This is a genomic window from Nonomuraea sp. B1E8, from assembly GCF_039871515.1.
Classification (GTDB): domain Bacteria; phylum Actinomycetota; class Actinomycetes; order Streptosporangiales; family Streptosporangiaceae; genus Nonomuraea.
In genome coordinates this window covers 314556-329461 of sequence record NZ_JBDPLS010000010.1, presented here as the reverse complement: position 1 = coordinate 329461, position 14906 = coordinate 314556, and the positions used below count along the sequence as shown (strand labels likewise).

At 70.8% G+C, this 14906-nt stretch carries 15 protein-coding genes; 5 read left to right on the top strand and 10 right to left on the bottom strand.

The genetic code is table 11. The annotated features are described in order from the left end of the window. Positions 1–200: 200 nt before the first annotated feature. The gene (locus ABGA98_RS31000) at positions 201–749 is read right to left on the bottom strand and encodes a DivIVA domain-containing protein (protein ID WP_347621934.1); all 549 of its coding nucleotides are present in this window, start codon (positions 747–749) and stop codon (positions 201–203) included. 112 nt (positions 750–861) lie between these two features. Between ABGA98_RS31000 and ABGA98_RS30995 the strand changes: the two genes are divergently transcribed. Both ABGA98_RS30995 and ABGA98_RS30990 read left to right on the top strand, forming a co-directional pair. Then, a complete protein-coding gene (locus ABGA98_RS30995; protein ID WP_347621933.1) occupies positions 862–1659 on the top strand; it encodes an ATP-binding cassette domain-containing protein in 798 nt (265 codons plus the stop codon). After that, on the top strand, positions 1656–2327 hold the full coding sequence (locus ABGA98_RS30990) for a hypothetical protein (RefSeq protein WP_347621932.1): 672 nt from the start codon (positions 1656–1658) through the stop codon (positions 2325–2327). Before ABGA98_RS30995 ends, ABGA98_RS30990 begins: the two co-directional genes overlap by 4 nt. 48 nt (positions 2328–2375) lie before the next feature. Here ABGA98_RS30990 and rlmN read toward each other — a convergent pair whose 3' ends face one another. After that, entirely contained in the window at positions 2376–3476 is a 1101-nt protein-coding gene (gene rlmN, locus ABGA98_RS30985; RefSeq protein ID WP_347621931.1) for a 23S rRNA (adenine(2503)-C(2))-methyltransferase RlmN, read from the bottom strand. 119 nt (positions 3477–3595) lie between these two features. Between rlmN and ABGA98_RS30980 the strand changes: the two genes are divergently transcribed. Continuing rightward, positions 3596–4615: a suppressor of fused domain protein gene (locus ABGA98_RS30980; RefSeq protein ID WP_347621930.1), complete on the top strand. Its 1020-nt coding sequence runs from the start codon at positions 3596–3598 to the stop codon at positions 4613–4615. On the opposite strand, the gene ABGA98_RS30975 is transcribed toward ABGA98_RS30980, so the two are convergent. From ABGA98_RS30975 to ABGA98_RS30945, 7 genes are all read right to left on the bottom strand, one after another. Continuing rightward, entirely contained in the window at positions 4612–5451 is an 840-nt protein-coding gene (locus tag ABGA98_RS30975) for a phosphatidate cytidylyltransferase (protein WP_347621929.1), read from the bottom strand. The genes ABGA98_RS30980 and ABGA98_RS30975 overlap by 4 nt on opposite strands. Positions 5452–5568: 117 nt before the next feature. Continuing rightward, positions 5569–6126: a ribosome recycling factor gene (gene frr, locus ABGA98_RS30970; protein ID WP_347621928.1), complete on the bottom strand. Its 558-nt coding sequence runs from the start codon at positions 6124–6126 to the stop codon at positions 5569–5571. A gap of 43 nt (positions 6127–6169) precedes the next feature. After that, positions 6170–6868 (bottom strand): UMP kinase, encoded by a 699-nt coding sequence (pyrH, locus tag ABGA98_RS30965; protein WP_220447049.1) that lies wholly within the window; start codon positions 6866–6868, stop codon positions 6170–6172. Between the two features lie 145 nt (positions 6869–7013). After that, complete coding sequence (tsf, locus tag ABGA98_RS30960; RefSeq protein WP_347621927.1) at positions 7014–7847, bottom strand: translation elongation factor Ts; 834 nt, start codon at positions 7845–7847, stop codon at positions 7014–7016. 255 nt (positions 7848–8102) lie between these two features. Next, the gene (gene rpsB / locus ABGA98_RS30955; protein WP_347621926.1) at positions 8103–9080 is read right to left on the bottom strand and encodes a 30S ribosomal protein S2; all 978 of its coding nucleotides are present in this window, start codon (positions 9078–9080) and stop codon (positions 8103–8105) included. 231 nt (positions 9081–9311) lie between these two features. Beyond that, complete coding sequence (locus ABGA98_RS30950) at positions 9312–9965, bottom strand: response regulator transcription factor (RefSeq protein WP_347621925.1); 654 nt, start codon at positions 9963–9965, stop codon at positions 9312–9314. Further along, a complete protein-coding gene (locus ABGA98_RS30945) occupies positions 9929–11086 on the bottom strand; it encodes a histidine kinase (RefSeq protein ID WP_347621990.1) in 1158 nt (385 codons plus the stop codon). Before ABGA98_RS30945 ends, ABGA98_RS30950 begins: the two co-directional genes overlap by 37 nt. Positions 11087–11224: 138 nt before the next feature. On the opposite strand from ABGA98_RS30945, the gene ABGA98_RS30940 reads away from it, so the two are divergent. Continuing rightward, complete coding sequence (locus ABGA98_RS30940) at positions 11225–12274, top strand: ATP-binding cassette domain-containing protein (RefSeq protein ID WP_347621924.1); 1050 nt, start codon at positions 11225–11227, stop codon at positions 12272–12274. A 59-nt stretch (positions 12275–12333) separates the two neighbouring features. On the opposite strand, the gene ABGA98_RS30935 is transcribed toward ABGA98_RS30940, so the two are convergent. Then, positions 12334–12948: a winged helix-turn-helix domain-containing protein gene (locus tag ABGA98_RS30935; RefSeq protein WP_347621923.1), complete on the bottom strand. Its 615-nt coding sequence runs from the start codon at positions 12946–12948 to the stop codon at positions 12334–12336. Positions 12949–13021: 73 nt separating this feature from the next. Here ABGA98_RS30935 and ABGA98_RS30930 point away from each other — a divergent pair, with 73 nt between their 5' ends. Further along, complete coding sequence (locus tag ABGA98_RS30930) at positions 13022–14458, top strand: MFS transporter (RefSeq protein ID WP_347621922.1); 1437 nt, start codon at positions 13022–13024, stop codon at positions 14456–14458. Positions 14459–14906 lie beyond the last annotated feature (448 nt).

Below are 14906 nucleotides of genomic sequence, written 5' to 3'. Positions count from 1 at the left end.
GGCGGTTGCTCGGGTGGTTCGCGGTCACGGCGGTGGCCCTGTTCTGCCTGTACCACGTGCGTACGGTGGCCATCTCCATCATCATCGGCGTGTTCCTGACCGCACTGCTGCTGCCCCCGGCCCGCTGGCTCAGGTCACGGGGGCTCAACAGGGCGGCGGCCACCGCGGTCACGTTCGTCGGCGGGCTGGTGGGAGTGCGCCTAGTTACGCTGGTCGAGGACTTCGGCGATGTCGGCCAGGAAGGAGTCGACGTCCGCGATCAGGTAGCCGGACCGGAACATCACGGTGGAGAACGTGGCCTCCCGCACCTCCTTCGCCGTGACCGGATAGTCGGTCGTGCCGCGCAGGGTGGCCACGATCCGGTCGAGGAAGGTGTCGATCTCGTCCTCGTTGTAGCCGGTGCCCATGCGTCCGGGACGGAAGGCCACCCGCTCGACGCGGGCGGCCTGGGTCTCGAACCATTCCTCCCGCAACATCTCGCTGGTGGGCTCGGCCATGGCCAGGCGTACGGGCCGCTTGGCCTGTGTCTCCAGCGCCACCACGAACGCTTCGAGCGCGAAGTCGACGGCGGTCTCCTGGTAGCCGCCGCGTTTGGTGCGGAACGTCGCGCCGCGCACCTCGTCGGCGGTGACGGGCTCCATGGTGTGCGAGCCCCTGCCGAGGGTCGACTCGATCCGCGCGATCAGGGCGTCGACTTCGGCGGGGTCATAGCCTGAACGCATGCCCATGACCCGCGGAAAGCGGTTCAAGCCTTACTCCTCTTGAGATGGCGCCGGGACCTCTATTTTGACATTTCCCGCGTGTTCACTGATGCGGTCTTTTATCACGACGATGCGCCCCCGCCTATACCGTTGCAGCACCATGCGTCTCTCCCACGTGTCCTTCCGCTACCGGCGACGCGATGCACTGATCATCGAAGACGCCGACGCCGAACTCTCCCCCGGCGATGTGATCGAGCTGACCGGGGTGAACGGAGCCGGCAAGTCGACCCTGCTCCGCCTCCTCGCGGGCCTGGCCCGGCCGAGCGCGGGCACGATCACCGGCCGCCCGGCGGTCGTCGGCTTCGCCCCCGACCGTTTTCCCACGGGTCAGCCTTTCACGGTGACGCACTACCTGCGGCACATGTCGCGGGTGCGCGGCGGCGCCCGCTGGGAGCCGTGGGCGGAGCGCCTGGCCATGGGCCACCTGCTCGCTCTCCCGCTGGGCGAGCTGTCGAAGGGCAGCGCGCACAAGGTGGGGCTGGTCCAGGCGCTGATGGCCGAGCCGGGGCTGCTGATCCTCGACGAGCCGTTCGCCGGGCTCGACGCCGGCACGCGCGCGGCTCTGCCCGCGATCGCGGCCGAGGTGGCGGCCGGGGGCGGCATCGTCATCGCCAGCGACCACCAGGGCGGTCTGCGAGCCCTGCCCGGTGTCCGCCACTGGTCGATGGTCGCCGGCCGGCTCAAAGAGAGCACATCGCACGCCCCACCCGCAGTGAGCCAGGTCGCCACCACCGCGCAGGACGCCGCGGCCGCGCGGCGCTCAGGATGCTCTGGCGGCCCGGCCGAGCGAAGGCAGGCGACCGTGGAGGTGACGTTGCCGGCCGCCGACGTCCAGCGGTTCGTGGCCAGGATGCGCGGCGAGGGTTACCTGGCCCGCGAGATCGAGGAGAGCCGATGATCGCCCTGGCCGCCTTCCGCCTGGCCGCCTACGTCCGGTCCCACCGCGTCTACCAGGCGTTCCTGCTCGCCCTGGCCCTGCTCGCGATCCTCTACGGCAGCCGTGCCCCGAAGGGGGAGGAGACGTCCGTGCTCACCGACGGCGCCGTGCTGATCGTCCCGGTGCTGGCCTGGGCGGCCAGGAGCGTGCTCGACACCGAGCCCGACCGGCAGCGCGCGATGTCGGCGGTCCAGGCGGGCGGCCGGGGCAAGGAGGTGGCCGCGGGACTGATCGCGGCCTTCGCGGCGTGTGCCGGGCTCGCCGCGATCGCCTTGGGCTGGGCCCTGCTGCTCGGTGTGAGCGCCACCCCGCCGCGCGGGGTGCTGGTCGCCGTGATCGCGTTGTACGCCCTGGCCGCGCTGGCCGGAACGGCGCTGGGCGCGCTCACCAGCCGGGCGATCGTGCGCTCCCCCACCGTCTCGATCACCGTGCTGCTGCTCGGCTTCCTGGCGACGCTGCTGCTCAGCGCCTCATCCTTCTACTGGCTGACCGTGCCGCTGATCCCCTGGATGCGGGCCGCGAACGCCGGCGACCTGCTCGGCCGTTTCCCCGAGCTGGCCGCCCTCTCCCTGGCCTGGTGCCTGATCGGTCTGGCCGGCTATGCCTGGCGCCGCCTCAGGACGAGCTAGGTGCCGCCGGCATGTTCCTTGAGCCGGTGCCCATGAACGGGCCTGCGCTCACTCGGCGGCGGCGAGCTGCCCGCACGCGCCGTCGATCTCGCGCCCGCGGGTGTCGCGGACCGTCACGGGCACGCCGTGGAACTGCAGCCGTCGTACGAAGGCCCGCTCGTCCTCGGGCCGCGACGCCGTCCACTTGGAGCCAGGCGTGGGGTTGAGCGGGATCAGGTTGACGTGCACCAGTTTGTTCTTCACCAGCTTGCCGAGCAGGTCGGCCCGCCACTCCTGGTCGTTGATGTCCTTGATCAGGGCGTATTCGATCGAGACCCGCCGCTTGGTCCTGGCCGCGTACGCCCACGCCGCGTCGAGGACCTCGGCCACCTTCCACCGCGTGTTGATCGGCACGAGGGTGTCGCGCAACTCGTCGTCGGGCGCGTGCAGCGACAACGCCAGCGTGACCGGCAGCCCCTCGTCGGCGAGCTTGCCGATGGCAGGCACCAGCCCCACCGTGGAGACGGTGACGCCGCGCGCGGAGATGCCGAGGCCGTGCGGAGCGGGCTCCACCAGCCGCCGCACCGCGCCGATCACCTGCTTGTAGTTGGCCAGCGGCTCGCCCATGCCCATGAACACGACGTTGCTCACCCGGCCGGGGCCGCCCGGCACCTCGCCGGCGGCCAGGGCCCGAGCGCCGGAGACCACCTGCTCGACGATCTCGGCGGTGGACATGTTGCGGGTCAGGCCCGCCTGGCCGGTGGCGCAGAACGGGCAGTTCATGCCACAGCCGGCCTGCGACGACACGCACATCGTCACCCGGTCGGGATAGCGCATCAGCACCGACTCGACCAGCGCGCCGTCGAACAACCGCCACAACGTCTTACGGGTCGTGCCGCCGTCGGTGGCCATCTCCCTGACCGGCGTGAGCAGTTCGGGCAGCAGCGCGGACAGCTTCTCCCGGGACGCGGCCGGCAGATCGGTCATCGAGCCGACGTCGGTGGTCAGGCGCTCGAAGTAGTGGCGCGAGAGCTGGTCGGCACGGAACGCCTTCTCGCCCAGCTCGGTGACCGCGGCCCGCCGATCGGCCATCGACAGGTCGGCCAGGTGCCGTGCGGGCTTGGCTCGCCGGGGCGCGACGAAGGTGAGCTGGCCTGGGGGCTGGGACACGTTGCCGCCTTTGCTTGAGGGGTTGTCGGCCAGGGTAATGAACGTTGGGATAGGAGGTGGCATTCCTGGTGTTGGTTGGGCTCGCGTCGCGGTTGCCGCCCGATCTACAGTCATCTCGTATGGCGATTTTCCGGGCGGCAGCCGGCGAGGGTGGCGCCGAGGTGGTCCTCGCCGCGGGCAATCCGTACGGCAGCCGGACGCTCGTGGTCGAGCGTGATGAGGACTCCTCGGTAGCTTATCTGTGCTCGCCCGACGGCACGGTGCACGGCGCCGTGTGGCTGGCCAACCACCGCCCCGCCCCGCCCGTGGTCGACCTGGCCAGGATCAACGCCGGCCTGCCGCCGCTGATGCCGAGGGCCGGCACGCTGCACCCCGAGGGCCGCCGGCCGCTCGGGCAGCTCAGCGCGCTGTGGTTCGAGGAGGGCGACGGCGTGGCCCTCTACGAGGACGACGACCTGCTGGCGGTCATCCCCGGCTGGGCCGACATGAACCGGGGCATGCCCGGCTACGCGCGTGACGCGGTGGGCGAGTCGCCGTTCGCGTGGGCGCTGTCGGAGGCGCTCGAAGGTCTGCGCCCCCGCATCTCCAACGCCGAGTCCTACTGGCGCTGGCGGAACGGCGAGGGTTCATGGCCGTCGTTCCAGCAGTTCGTGATGGGCCACCTGGACCGCGCGCTCGGCCCGGCAGGCCGGTACTGGGACGCCGGCGGCGAGCGGCTGCCGACCGTGGGCATCACCGAGCGCCCGCCGCACCGCGATCGCGACTACACCGTCCTGTCGACGGTCGGGATGAGCTGCCAGCGCATGCCCACGGTGGAGCAGTGGATCGACAAGCCGGGCGCGTACGCCAGGATCGAGCTGGCCGTGGCCACCCGGGAGGATCCGAAGGACGCGGCGCTGCTGCTGGTGTGGTTGTCGCAATATCCGTGGCATTCGGTCACGTGGCTCGGCCACGGGCACACGGCGAAGTGGTATCACGAGCCCGCGACGTTCCCGCTGGGGCCGCAGTATTCGGGGGTGCTGATGATGCACAGCCCACCCCACATGCCCGACATGTCGGGGTTCGCGTTCGGGGGCGAGGCCGTACGGTGGCTCTGGCTGACCCCCGTCACGGCGCAGGCGCTGGAGACACACCGCTAGAAGAACAACGTCATCAGCAGCCAGGCCGGCACCAGCACCGTCACCAGCGAGTCGAGCCGGTCCATCAGACCGCCGTGGCCGGGCAGGATCGTGCCCAGATCCTTGATGCCGAGGTCCCGCTTGATCATCGATTCGATGAGATCACCCGCGGTCGCCAGCACCGCCGCGAGCCCGCCGATCAGCGCTCCCTGCCAGAGCTCGCCGCCGAGCAGCCACGTCACCAGCCAGCCGCCGACCGCCACGCACGCGACGAGCGACCCGGCGAAGCCCTCCCAGGTCTTCTTCGGGCTGATCACCGTCATCTGGTGGCGGCCGAACAACACCCCGGCGACGTAGCCGCCGATGTCGCTGGCGATGGTCACCGCGATGAAGATCAGCACCCGGTGGTCGCCGTCGTCCGGCTTGAGCAGCAGCGGCACGAACGCGGCAAGCAGGCAGGGGTAGAAGAGCGTGAACACCGACGCGGACGCGTCGCGTACGTAGCCCTCGGTGCCGTCACTGAACATCCGCCAGATCAGCAGGATGAGCGCGAACCCGGCGAACGCGGCCAGTAACCAGACGGAACCGCCCCAGTAGGCCGCCACCTGCATGGCCACCAGCCCGGCGAGCACGGGCGCGACCGGCACCTTGATGTCACGGGTCGCGAACGCCCTGATCAGCTCCACCGTGCCGACGCCGACGGCGCCCGCGACCACCACGAGGAACAGCTCTTTGACCGTGTAGAGGGTGCCGAGGACCAGCGCGCCCAGCACGACGCCCACCGCGATCGCGGCAGGCAGGTTCCTGCCGGTACGGCTGCCGCCGCTCGAGCTGGTGCCAGCCGTACTTTTTTCCACAGAGTTCTCCAAAGCCGCGGCCCCCGCCGTCCGGGCGAGGGCCGCAGAGTGCGTGCCCGCTGCCTTCGCCCCAGGGGCATGGGCCCACCGGAGGCGGCCCGCCGCCGGGCGCGCCGCTCAGACTTCGAGCAGTTCGGCTTCCTTGACCTTGAGCAGCTCGTCGATCTTGGCGACGTGCTTCTGGGTGATGTCGTCGAGCTCCTTCTCGGCCCGCCTGACCTCGTCCTCGCCCGCCTCGCCGTCCTTCATCATCTTGTCGAGGACCTCTTTGGCGGACCGGCGGATGTTGCGCACCGACACCTTGGCGTGCTCGCCCTTGTTCCTGGCGACCTTGATGTACTCCTTGCGGCGCTCCTCGGACAGCTCCGGGAACGTCACGCGGATCACCTGGCCGTCGTCGGTCGGGTTGACGCCGAGGTCGGAGTCGCGGATGGCCCTCTCGATGGCGGGCATGGAGCTCTTGTCGTAGGGCTGGATGAGCACCATGCGCGCCTCGGGCACGTGGAACGACGCCAGCTGCTGGATCGGCGTCGGCGTGCCGTAATATTCGGCGTTGATCTTGTTGAACATCGAAGGGGTGACCCGGCCCGTACGGATGCTCGCGAAGTCCTCCTTCGCGACAGACACGGCCTTGTCCATTTTGTCCTCGGCTTCGAGGAGGGTTTCGTCGATCACAGCGGCTCCCTGTCTTCTAGCTGGCGGTGTCGGGCTCGCTCGCTCATTTGCCTGCGGGACTGACCAGCGTGCCGATCTTCTCACCGCGGACGGCGCGCAGGATGTTGCCCTCGCCCATGAGGTCGAAGACCACGATCGGCAGATCGTTGTCCTTGCACAGGCTGATCGCGGTGGCGTCCATGACCGCGAGGTCGCGGAGCAGCACCTCGCCGTAGTCAAGGTGGTCGAATCTGACCGCATCCGGGTTCTTGCGGGGATCGGAATCGTAGATCCCGTCCACCTGTGTGCCCTTGAGCAGCGCCTCGGCGCCGATCTCGAGGGCCCGCTGGGACGCCGCGGTGTCGGTGGAGAAGAAGGGCGACCCGAGCCCGGCGCCGAAGATGACCACGCGCCCCTTCTCGAGATGCCTGATCGCGCGGCGCGGCAGGAACGGCTCGGCCACCTGCTGCATGGTGATGGCCGTCTGCACGCGTGTCTCCACGCCCCGCCGTTCGAGGAAGTCCTGCAGGGCCAGGCAGTTGATGACCGTGCCGAGCATGCCCATGTAGTCGGCCCTGGCCCGGTCGATGCCTCCTTGCGAGAGGGTGGCGCCGCGGAACATGTTGCCGCCGCCGACCACGACCGCGACCTGCACACCCTCCTGGACCGCCTCGGCGATCGAGTCGGCGAGGTGGTCGACGATCACCGGGTCGATGCCCAGCGGCTCGCTGCCGGCGAACGCCTCGCCGGACAACTTCAGCATCACCCGTTTCCACCGCAGCGGGTTAGGCGGGTGTGGAGACGAGGAAGCCGCCGTCCGTGGGGATTCGTGGGCTGGCTCCCGGTGTTCCTGCACGGCGGCGGCCTCCTTCGTTCGGCGGTTCGTTGAGCTGGCGGCTTGCCTAAGCCTAAGCCTGACCGACCTTGAAACGGACAAAGCCGAGGACCTCGACGCCGTTCTCCTCGGCGTACTTGCCCACGCTCTTCTTGCCGTCCTTGACGAAGGTCTGCTGGAGGAGGGTGAAGTCTTTGTACCAGCCGTTGACGCGGCCCTCGACGATCTTGCCGATCGCGGCCTCCGGCTTGCCCTCCTCGCGGGTCATCTCCTCGAAGAGCTTGCGCTCCTTCTCGACGACCTCGGCGGGCACGGAAGCCGCCTTGAGGTATTGCGGGGCCATCGCCGCGGCGTGCTGCGCGACGTCCTTGGCGACCTCGGCGTTGGGCTTGTCGAGCTGGACCAGCACGCCGACCGCAGGCGGCAGCGCCGGGTCGGTGCGGTGCATGTAGGCGCCGACGTAGCCGCCCTCCAGCACAGCGAACCGGCGGATCTCGATCTTCTCGCCGAGCGCGGCGTTGGCGGTGTCGAGGTGGTCCTTGACGGTCTTGCCGTCGAGCGAGGACTCCAGCAGCGCCGGCACGTCGGCGGGCCTGGTCTCGAGGATGTGCGCCACGACCTGGGCGGCCAGTTCCTGGAAGCGCTCGCCCTTCGCCACGAAGTCGGTCTCGCAGTTGAGCTCCAGGAGCGCGGCGGCGGAGTCGCCGTCCTGCTTGAGCGCGACGAGGCCGTTGGAGGCGGTGCGCGCCTCGCGCTTGCCCACGTCCTTGGCGCCCTTGAGGCGCAGCAGCTCGATGGCGCGGTCGAAGTCGCCGCCGGACTCCTCGAGCGCCTTCTTGCAGTCCATCATGCCGGCAGCGGTGATCTCGCGAAGCCGCTTGACGTCGGCCATGTTCACGGAAGCCATTGCTCTTATTCCTTGTGAAATTTCGTCGTCGTGGATCGGGTGGGCGCCGTGATCGGCGGCCCACCCCGGGGTCGGCACGGCGGGCGCGTGCCGTACAGGAACTCTGCCTCGCTCGGGGGCGCGCACCGGCCCGGCCCTACTGCTGCCTCGCCCGGTATGCTGCCCAGCCTCGCCGCGGCCTATCACCTGTGCGGGCCCGGCTTCGCCAGGCCGGGACGCGTCCCCGTCGGAGGGGACGCGTCCCTCGATCAGCTGTCAGGACTGCTGCTCGGGCTTGTCCTCGGCGGTGGCCGCGGGAGCGGTCTCGGCCTCGGGAGCGGCCTCGGCCGCGGGAGCGGCCTCGGCCGCGGGAGCGGTCTCGGCGGGAGCCTCGGCCGCAGCGGCCGGCTCGGCGGGAGCGGCCTCGGCCGGGGCCTCGGGAGCGGCGGCGGCGTCGGCCTCGCCCGCCGGACGCTCGCCGGTGCCCTGCTCGATGAGCTCGCGCTCCCACTCGGCCAGCGGCTCGGCGGCGGCCGGCTTCTCGTCACCGCGGGCGGCGCCGGAGCGGGCCATCAGACCGGCGGCGACACCGTCGGCGACGACCCGGGTCAGCAGCCCGACGGCGCGGATGGCGTCGTCGTTGCCCGGGATCGGGTAGTCGACCTCGTCGGGGTCGCAGTTGGTGTCGAGGATCGCGACGACAGGGATGCCGAGCTTCTTGGCCTCGCTGATCGCGATGTGCTCCTTCTTGGTGTCGACGACCCACACCGCGCTGGGCACGCGGCCCATGTCACGGATGCCGCCGAGCGTGCGCTCGAGCTTGTCCTTCTCACGCCGGCGCATGAGGAGCTCCTTCTTGGTGAGCCCCGAGGCGGCGACGTTGTCGAAGTCGAGCTCCTCGAGCTCCTTCAGGCGCTGCAGCCTCTTGTGCACGGTGGAGAAGTTGGTGAGCATGCCGCCCAGCCAGCGCTGGTTGACGTAGGGCATGCCGACCCGGGCCGCCTGCTCGGAGATCGCCTCCTGAGCCTGCTTCTTCGTGCCGATGAACAGGATCGTGCCGCCGTGGGCGACGGTCTCCTTCACGAAGTCGTAGGCGCGGTCGATGTAGGACAGCGACTTCTGCAGGTCGATGATGTAGATGCCGTTGCGCTCGGTGAAGATGAAGCGCTTCATCTTCGGGTTCCAGCGCCGGGTCTGGTGACCGAAGTGAACGCCGCTCTCGAGCAGCTGTCGCATGGTGACGACGGGGGCCATGTGCTGGTCCTCCAGGTCTGGGCGCCCTGCGGATGGGCGCGATTCTCGGTTGTGACGCGACAGCGCGTGTCTGCCGCCCTGATGCCCCGAAACCGCTCCAGCCGGGCGCCTGGCCCGGACCGATGGCGCGGTCCGCAATGAGGCATGCGAAGTCGGCCTGTGCCACAGGCCACCGGAAAGTCTACCTCCCACGCCGCCTCAGGCTGACCGCATGTGGTCGAACGGCACGGGTCAGCCCGGTTCCGCCTTCAGGTAGGCCAGTACGGCCATGACCCGGCGGTTGTGATCGTCGCTCGGCGGCAGTCCGAGCTTGGCGAAGATGTTGTTGGTGTGCTTGGCGACGGCCTTGTCCGTGACGAGCAGGCGGGCGGCGATCGCGGCGTTCGACAGGCCCTCGGCCATGAGCGCGAGCACCTCGCGCTCCCTGGGGGTCAGACGGCCCAGCGGTTCGTCGCGCTTCCTGCGGGTGAGCAACTGGCCGATCACCTCGGAGTCCATCGCCGTGCCTCCGGCCGCCACCCTGCGCACCGCCTCGACGAACTGCTCGACGTCGCCGATCCGGTCCTTCAGCAGGTAGCCGACCGCACCCGCCTGGTCGGACAGCAGCTCACGGGCGTAGAGCTGCTCGACGTACTGCGACAGGATCAGCACCGGCAGCCCCGGCCGGCGCCTGCGGGCCTCCAGCGCGACGCGCAGCCCCTCGTCGGTCAGGGTCGGCGGCAGCCGTACGTCGACCACGGCGACGTCGGGCCGGTGGCGAGTCAGCGCGCTGAGCAACATCGGCCCGTTGCCGACCGCCTCGACCACCTCGAACCCGGACGCCGACAGCAGGCGCACGAGCCCGTCCCTCAGGAGGGCGAGATCTTCTGCGATGACAACGCGCACGGTATCTCCACGATGAATTCGGTCGGCCCGCCGGCCGGGCTGCGGACGTCGAGCGTCCCGTCGAACGCCGACAGCCGGCGCCTGATGCCGTCGATGCCGGTGCCGCCCGGGTCGGCGCCGCCCCTCCCGTCGTCGCCCACGACCAGCCGCAGGACGCCTTTCGAGTGGCACAGCCGCACCCACGCGCGGTGGGCGCCGCTGTGCTTGGCCGCGTTCGTCAGGGCCTCGGCGGCGGCGAAGTAGACCGCGGACTCGACGGGCGCCTCCGGCCGGGAGGGCAGGTCGATGTCGACGTCCACCGTGAGGGGGACGTGCAGCGCGGCGGCCTCGAGTGCGCCGGCCAGGCCCCGGTCGGCCAGCACGGGAGGGTGGATGCCGTTCACCAGGTCGCGCAGGTCGGCCAGGGCCTGCCCGGCCGACTCCCACGCCTCCCCCACCAGCTCGCGAACCTGACCGGGATCGCTCGCCCGCCTGGCCAGGCCGAGGTTCATGCGCACCGAGACCAGCCTGGCCTGCGCGCCGTCGTGCAGGTCGCGTTCGATCCTGCGCAGCTCGGCCGCCTGCGCGCTCACCGCCGCGGCCCTCGACTCGGTCAGCTGCCTGACCCGGTCCGTGTCGCCGGGGCACAACAACAGCTCCGCCAGCCGCGCCTGCGTCCTGTGCAGGAGCGGGACGGCGGCCAGCGCGACGGCGACGATGGCGACGATCGCCAGCGACAGGGCGACCGTGAGCTGGGTGCTCGGCCGCACCGTCTGCAGCTTCCAGAGGACGGCGTCGGCCGACAGCACCCCGCCGACGACCAGCACGCCGCCGGGGCCGGTCACGGCCTGCACCGCGAGCCAGGCCGTCTCGCGGGCGTGAGCGCCCTCCCGCGACTCGCGTGCTCGAGCGTCCACCGGCGCCGCCGGCTCGTGGCCGAGCGCGCGGGCCGCCCAGGCCAGCTGGAACGTCGCCAGCGCGTGGACCATCGACCGCACCCCGGCCAGCGGGCGCACGCCGAGCCCGCCGATCGGGACCAGCGCCGCGCACCCGGCGAGCAGCAGGAGGAGCGCCCATGCCGCCACGCCGGCGGCGGCGTTCAGCAGCAGGCCGGCCACGGGCTCGGCCATGCGGCGCATCATGCTCACCCGAGCAGTCTGCCCGCTCCGCACGACCGGCGCGGTAGACCTGGGCCCACCATCATGGGTGGCCGAACTCCCCCGGCCCGGGGGACACAGGGCGATGGAGGCGGCGGCCCCGTTACGCGGAGGCTGGGCCTCATGATTGCAGTGACCGGCCTGACGATGCGGTACGGCGACGCCCTCGCGGTCGACGACCTGACCTTCGAGGTGCGGCCCGGCCTGGTGACCGGCTGCCTCGGCCCGAACGGCGCGGGCAAGTCCACCACGATGCGGGTGATCCTCGGCCTGGAGACGCCTGACGGCGGCACGGCCCTCGTGGGCGGACGCCCGTACGTCTCCTTCCGCCGTCCCCTGCGCGAGGTCGGCGCGCTCCTGGACGCGGGCGCGGTGCACGGCGGGCGTACCGCCGCCATGCACCTGCGCTGCCTGGCCCGCAGCAACCGCATCGGACGCGAGCGCGTCGGCGAGGTGCTGGAGCAGGTGGGCCTGGCCGAGGTCGCCGACCGGCGGATCGCCGGGTTCTCGCTGGGCATGCGGCAGCGGCTCGGCATCGCGGCCGCGCTGCTCGGGGACCCCGGGGTGCTGATGTTCGACGAGCCGATCAACGGGCTCGATCTCAAGGTCGCCGCCGCGGCCGACGTGATCAGTCCCGGCGCGGCCCCGGACTTCCCCAACTGGCAGCGCTTCGCCAGGTCCGTCGACCGCGCCGCGGCGGGCGACGCCTCAGGTTTCGCCGACCTCGTCGAGCAGGTCACGAAGAGCCTGAAGGTGCCGTCCTTCCGCGGCCAGAACGTCACTCACTGCACGGATGGGCTGGTGTACGCGGGCTACGAGGAGTTCCAGCGGCTCAAGGAGCTCGGTGAGCGGCTGTCGCCGAACTTCGCGGGCAACGAGCTCTGGCATCGGCTGGGGTGCGTCGGCTGGCCCTCGCCGATCATCAACCCCCCGGCCCCGATGCCCGCCGACCGGCTCCCGCCGATCCTCGGCGCGGGCACCTGGACCGACCACGCGGACGTCGCCACCGCCGCGGCCGGCGTGCCCGGCTCGGCCACGATCCGGTACGAGGGGCCGGGGCACGCGCTCTACCTGTCGGGCAACCAGTGCACGATCTCCCACGCCAACCGGTATCTCACGTACCTGCGCCTGCCTCCTGCCGGCACCACCTGCGCGCCTCCTCCCTCGTCGTGATCCTCGGCCCGGCGAGGTCGTCAGGGCGCGTCGTGGTCCTCGGCGGGCCGGCGAGGTCGTCAGGGCGCGTCGTGGTCCTCGGTGGGCAGGCCGGGGACCACCCGCTTCGCGACAGGGAACAGGCTGATCTGGGCCTCGGCGATCCTGGCTCCGCTCGGAGCTTCCTCCTGGCTGCGGAAGCGGGCGACGTACGGCTCGATCAGCTTCTTGATCTCCTCGTTGAGCCGGCCGAGTTCCTGGGCGTCGACCCTGATCCTGGTGCGGCTGAAACCGCTGGCGTAGCGCCACTCCTCCGTGTCGTCGTCGAGGTTGGCCCAGCTACGTTCCGCCTCCTCGTGGGCCTCCTTGTTGAACAGCGCGATCAACGACTTCTTCGCCTCGCGTACGTCCGGCGGGTCGCTGGGACTGACACCCACGCCGATCGGGGTGTCCACGACCTTCCACAATCGTTCCCTGCCGTCGCCGCGGGGCGGAGCGTCCTCGACGAAACCGTATTTGGCGAGCATGCGCAGGTGATAGCTGGCGGCGCTGGGCGTGATGCCCGCGTTCTCGGCCACCTCGGTGGCGGTGGCGCTGCCCTCGTCGGCCAGTCGGGTGAGGATCGCCAGCCGCGCCGAATGGGCCAGCGCCCGCATCGCCTTCGGATCGCTGAGCCAGCCAGGTTCCCGCGTCATGTGCCCACGGTACCTCTGTCCGTGAATATCTGAAAGGTTGCCTTCACAACTCTGAAGGATTAACTTCACATCTATGAAGGGAACCTTTCACACCCGGCGTGACCGTCGTGCCGCCGAGCGCCCAGCCGGGCTACCGCCCGGCCCGGACAGCCCGGCCACCGGGCCCGGGGCTCCTCCTCGTCCGTCCGGGCCCCATCTCGAAGCCGCCGCTCCTCTGCGCAAGCAGCGCGACTACCGCCTGCTCTGGACGGCCAGGACGGTCTCGATCACCGGATCAGAGGTGTCCAAGCTGGCCATCCCCCTGACCGCGGTGACCCTGCTGACCGCATCGCCCTCACAGATGGGCCTGCTGACCGCGGCCGCCTCGGTGCCCGCCCTGCTGTTCGGGCTGCAGTCAGGGGCGATCGCCGACCGGCTCGCGCGGCACCGTCCCCTGATGATCGGTTGCGAGCTCGTCTCCTGCGCGGCCGCCGCCACCGTACCCGTGGCCTGGTTACTGGGCGTGCTGAACGTCGCCTGGCTGATCATCGTGGCCCTCGTGATCGGCACGGCTGGAGTGCTGTTCAGAGCCGCTAACTTCCCCCACCTGGCGGCCGTCGTCCCCGCTGAGCAGCGCACCGAGGCGATGGCCGGCCTGCAGGCCTCCTACTCGGTGGCCTCCGTGAGCGGACCCGGACTGGCCGGGCTCCTGGTGCAGGTGCTCACGGCACCGCTGGCCGTCCTGGCGGAGGCGCTGTCGTTCCTGGCCTCGGCCCTGCTGCTGCGCTCCATCCGTACCCCGGAGCGGAACGAACCGGCCGCCTCCCGGGGGATGTGGCGCGACGTCAAGGAAGGACTGAAGGTCAGCGTCACCCATCCGGTCCTGCGCGCGCTGCTCGGCGCGGGCGTCACGATCAACTTCTTCGCGATGGCGTTCACGGCCGTCTACATGCTCTACATGGTGAACACCCTCGGCATCCCCAAGGGCCTGATCGGTGTCCTCATCGCGTTGAGCGGGGCGGGTGGCCTGCTGGGCGCCTGGCTCACGGCCCGCCTGTCCAAACGCTACGGCGAGAACCGGGTCCTGCTCGCCGCTGTCCTCTTCTTCCCCTCGGAGATCCTCGCAGTGGGACTGCTGACCGGCCCGCTGTGGTGGAAACTGTCGGTCCTGGCTGTGACGGGCACGCTCACGGGCGGCATCGTGGTGGCCTTCGCCACCTGCATGGGCGCGATCACCCTGAGCGAGACCACCGCCGAGTTGCGCGGCCGGGTCAACGCCACCATGACGTTCGCGGTGCAGGGCGTCCTCGCCCTCGGCGGTCTGCTCGGAGGCCTTCTCGCGGAGGCGATCGGGCTGCGTGCGGTCATCCTGGTCTGCGCCGCGGGGATCGCCCTGAGCACCGTGTGGATCTGGACGTCTCCGCTGCGTCCGCGCCGTACCAGGTTCAGGGCCTCGGGCGAGCCAGGCGCCGACCCGGCGCTCTCCTCGTCACTGAACGACCTCCTCAACTCCAAGCCCCAGGCCCACTGAACGACCCGCCGAGCAGCGTGGGCTCGCACCCCAAATCGGCACCCTGCCTGTGGACGACCCAGCGTCCTCCACAGAACGGCGTTCACCGACCCACCGCCAAGGCGCCGTAACCAAGACTCGCGCCATGAACGCCCACCCACCGACACACCGCCGCCCGCACCTCACCAGCACCGCCATCATCCGCACCGCCCTGACAGCCCTCACCACCACCCGCACCGCCCTGACGGCCGTCGTTTTCGCGGCCACCGTCCTCGCTGTCCCCGCGCCCGCAGCGGCGAGGGCCTCACCTCCTACATGGCGCTGGCCGCTGGACGGCCGCCCTCGCGTCATCCGTCGTTTCGCCCCGCCCCCGGAGCCCTGGCTGGCCGGTCACCGCGGTGTCGACCTGGCCGCCCCGGCAGCCGCCCCGGTGCTGGCGGCAGGCGCGGGCACGGTCCGATTCGCGGGA

Bases quoted from the DNA above. Each gene is read 5' to 3' on its own strand.
- ABGA98_RS30980 (WP_347621930.1), top strand. From the start codon at position 3,596: ATGGCGATTTTCCGGGCGGCAGCCGGCGAGGGTGGCGCCGAGGTGGTC.
- pyrH (WP_220447049.1), bottom strand. From the start codon at position 6,868: ATGCTGAAGTTGTCCGGCGAGGCGTTCGCCGGCAGCGAGCCGCTGGGC.
- ABGA98_RS30935 (WP_347621923.1), bottom strand. From the start codon at position 12,948: ATGACGCGGGAACCTGGCTGGCTCAGCGATCCGAAGGCGATGCGGGCG.
- tsf (WP_347621927.1), bottom strand. From the start codon at position 7,847: ATGGCTTCCGTGAACATGGCCGACGTCAAGCGGCTTCGCGAGATCACC.
- ABGA98_RS30940 (WP_347621924.1), top strand. From the start codon at position 11,225: ATGATTGCAGTGACCGGCCTGACGATGCGGTACGGCGACGCCCTCGCG.
- ABGA98_RS30945 (WP_347621990.1), bottom strand. From the start codon at position 11,086: ATGATGCGCCGCATGGCCGAGCCCGTGGCCGGCCTGCTGCTGAACGCC.
- ABGA98_RS30930 (WP_347621922.1), top strand. From the start codon at position 13,022: ATGAAGGGAACCTTTCACACCCGGCGTGACCGTCGTGCCGCCGAGCGC.
- rpsB (WP_347621926.1), bottom strand. From the start codon at position 9,080: ATGGCCCCCGTCGTCACCATGCGACAGCTGCTCGAGAGCGGCGTTCAC.
- ABGA98_RS30995 (WP_347621933.1), top strand. From the start codon at position 862: ATGCGTCTCTCCCACGTGTCCTTCCGCTACCGGCGACGCGATGCACTG.
- ABGA98_RS30990 (WP_347621932.1), top strand. From the start codon at position 1,656: ATGATCGCCCTGGCCGCCTTCCGCCTGGCCGCCTACGTCCGGTCCCAC.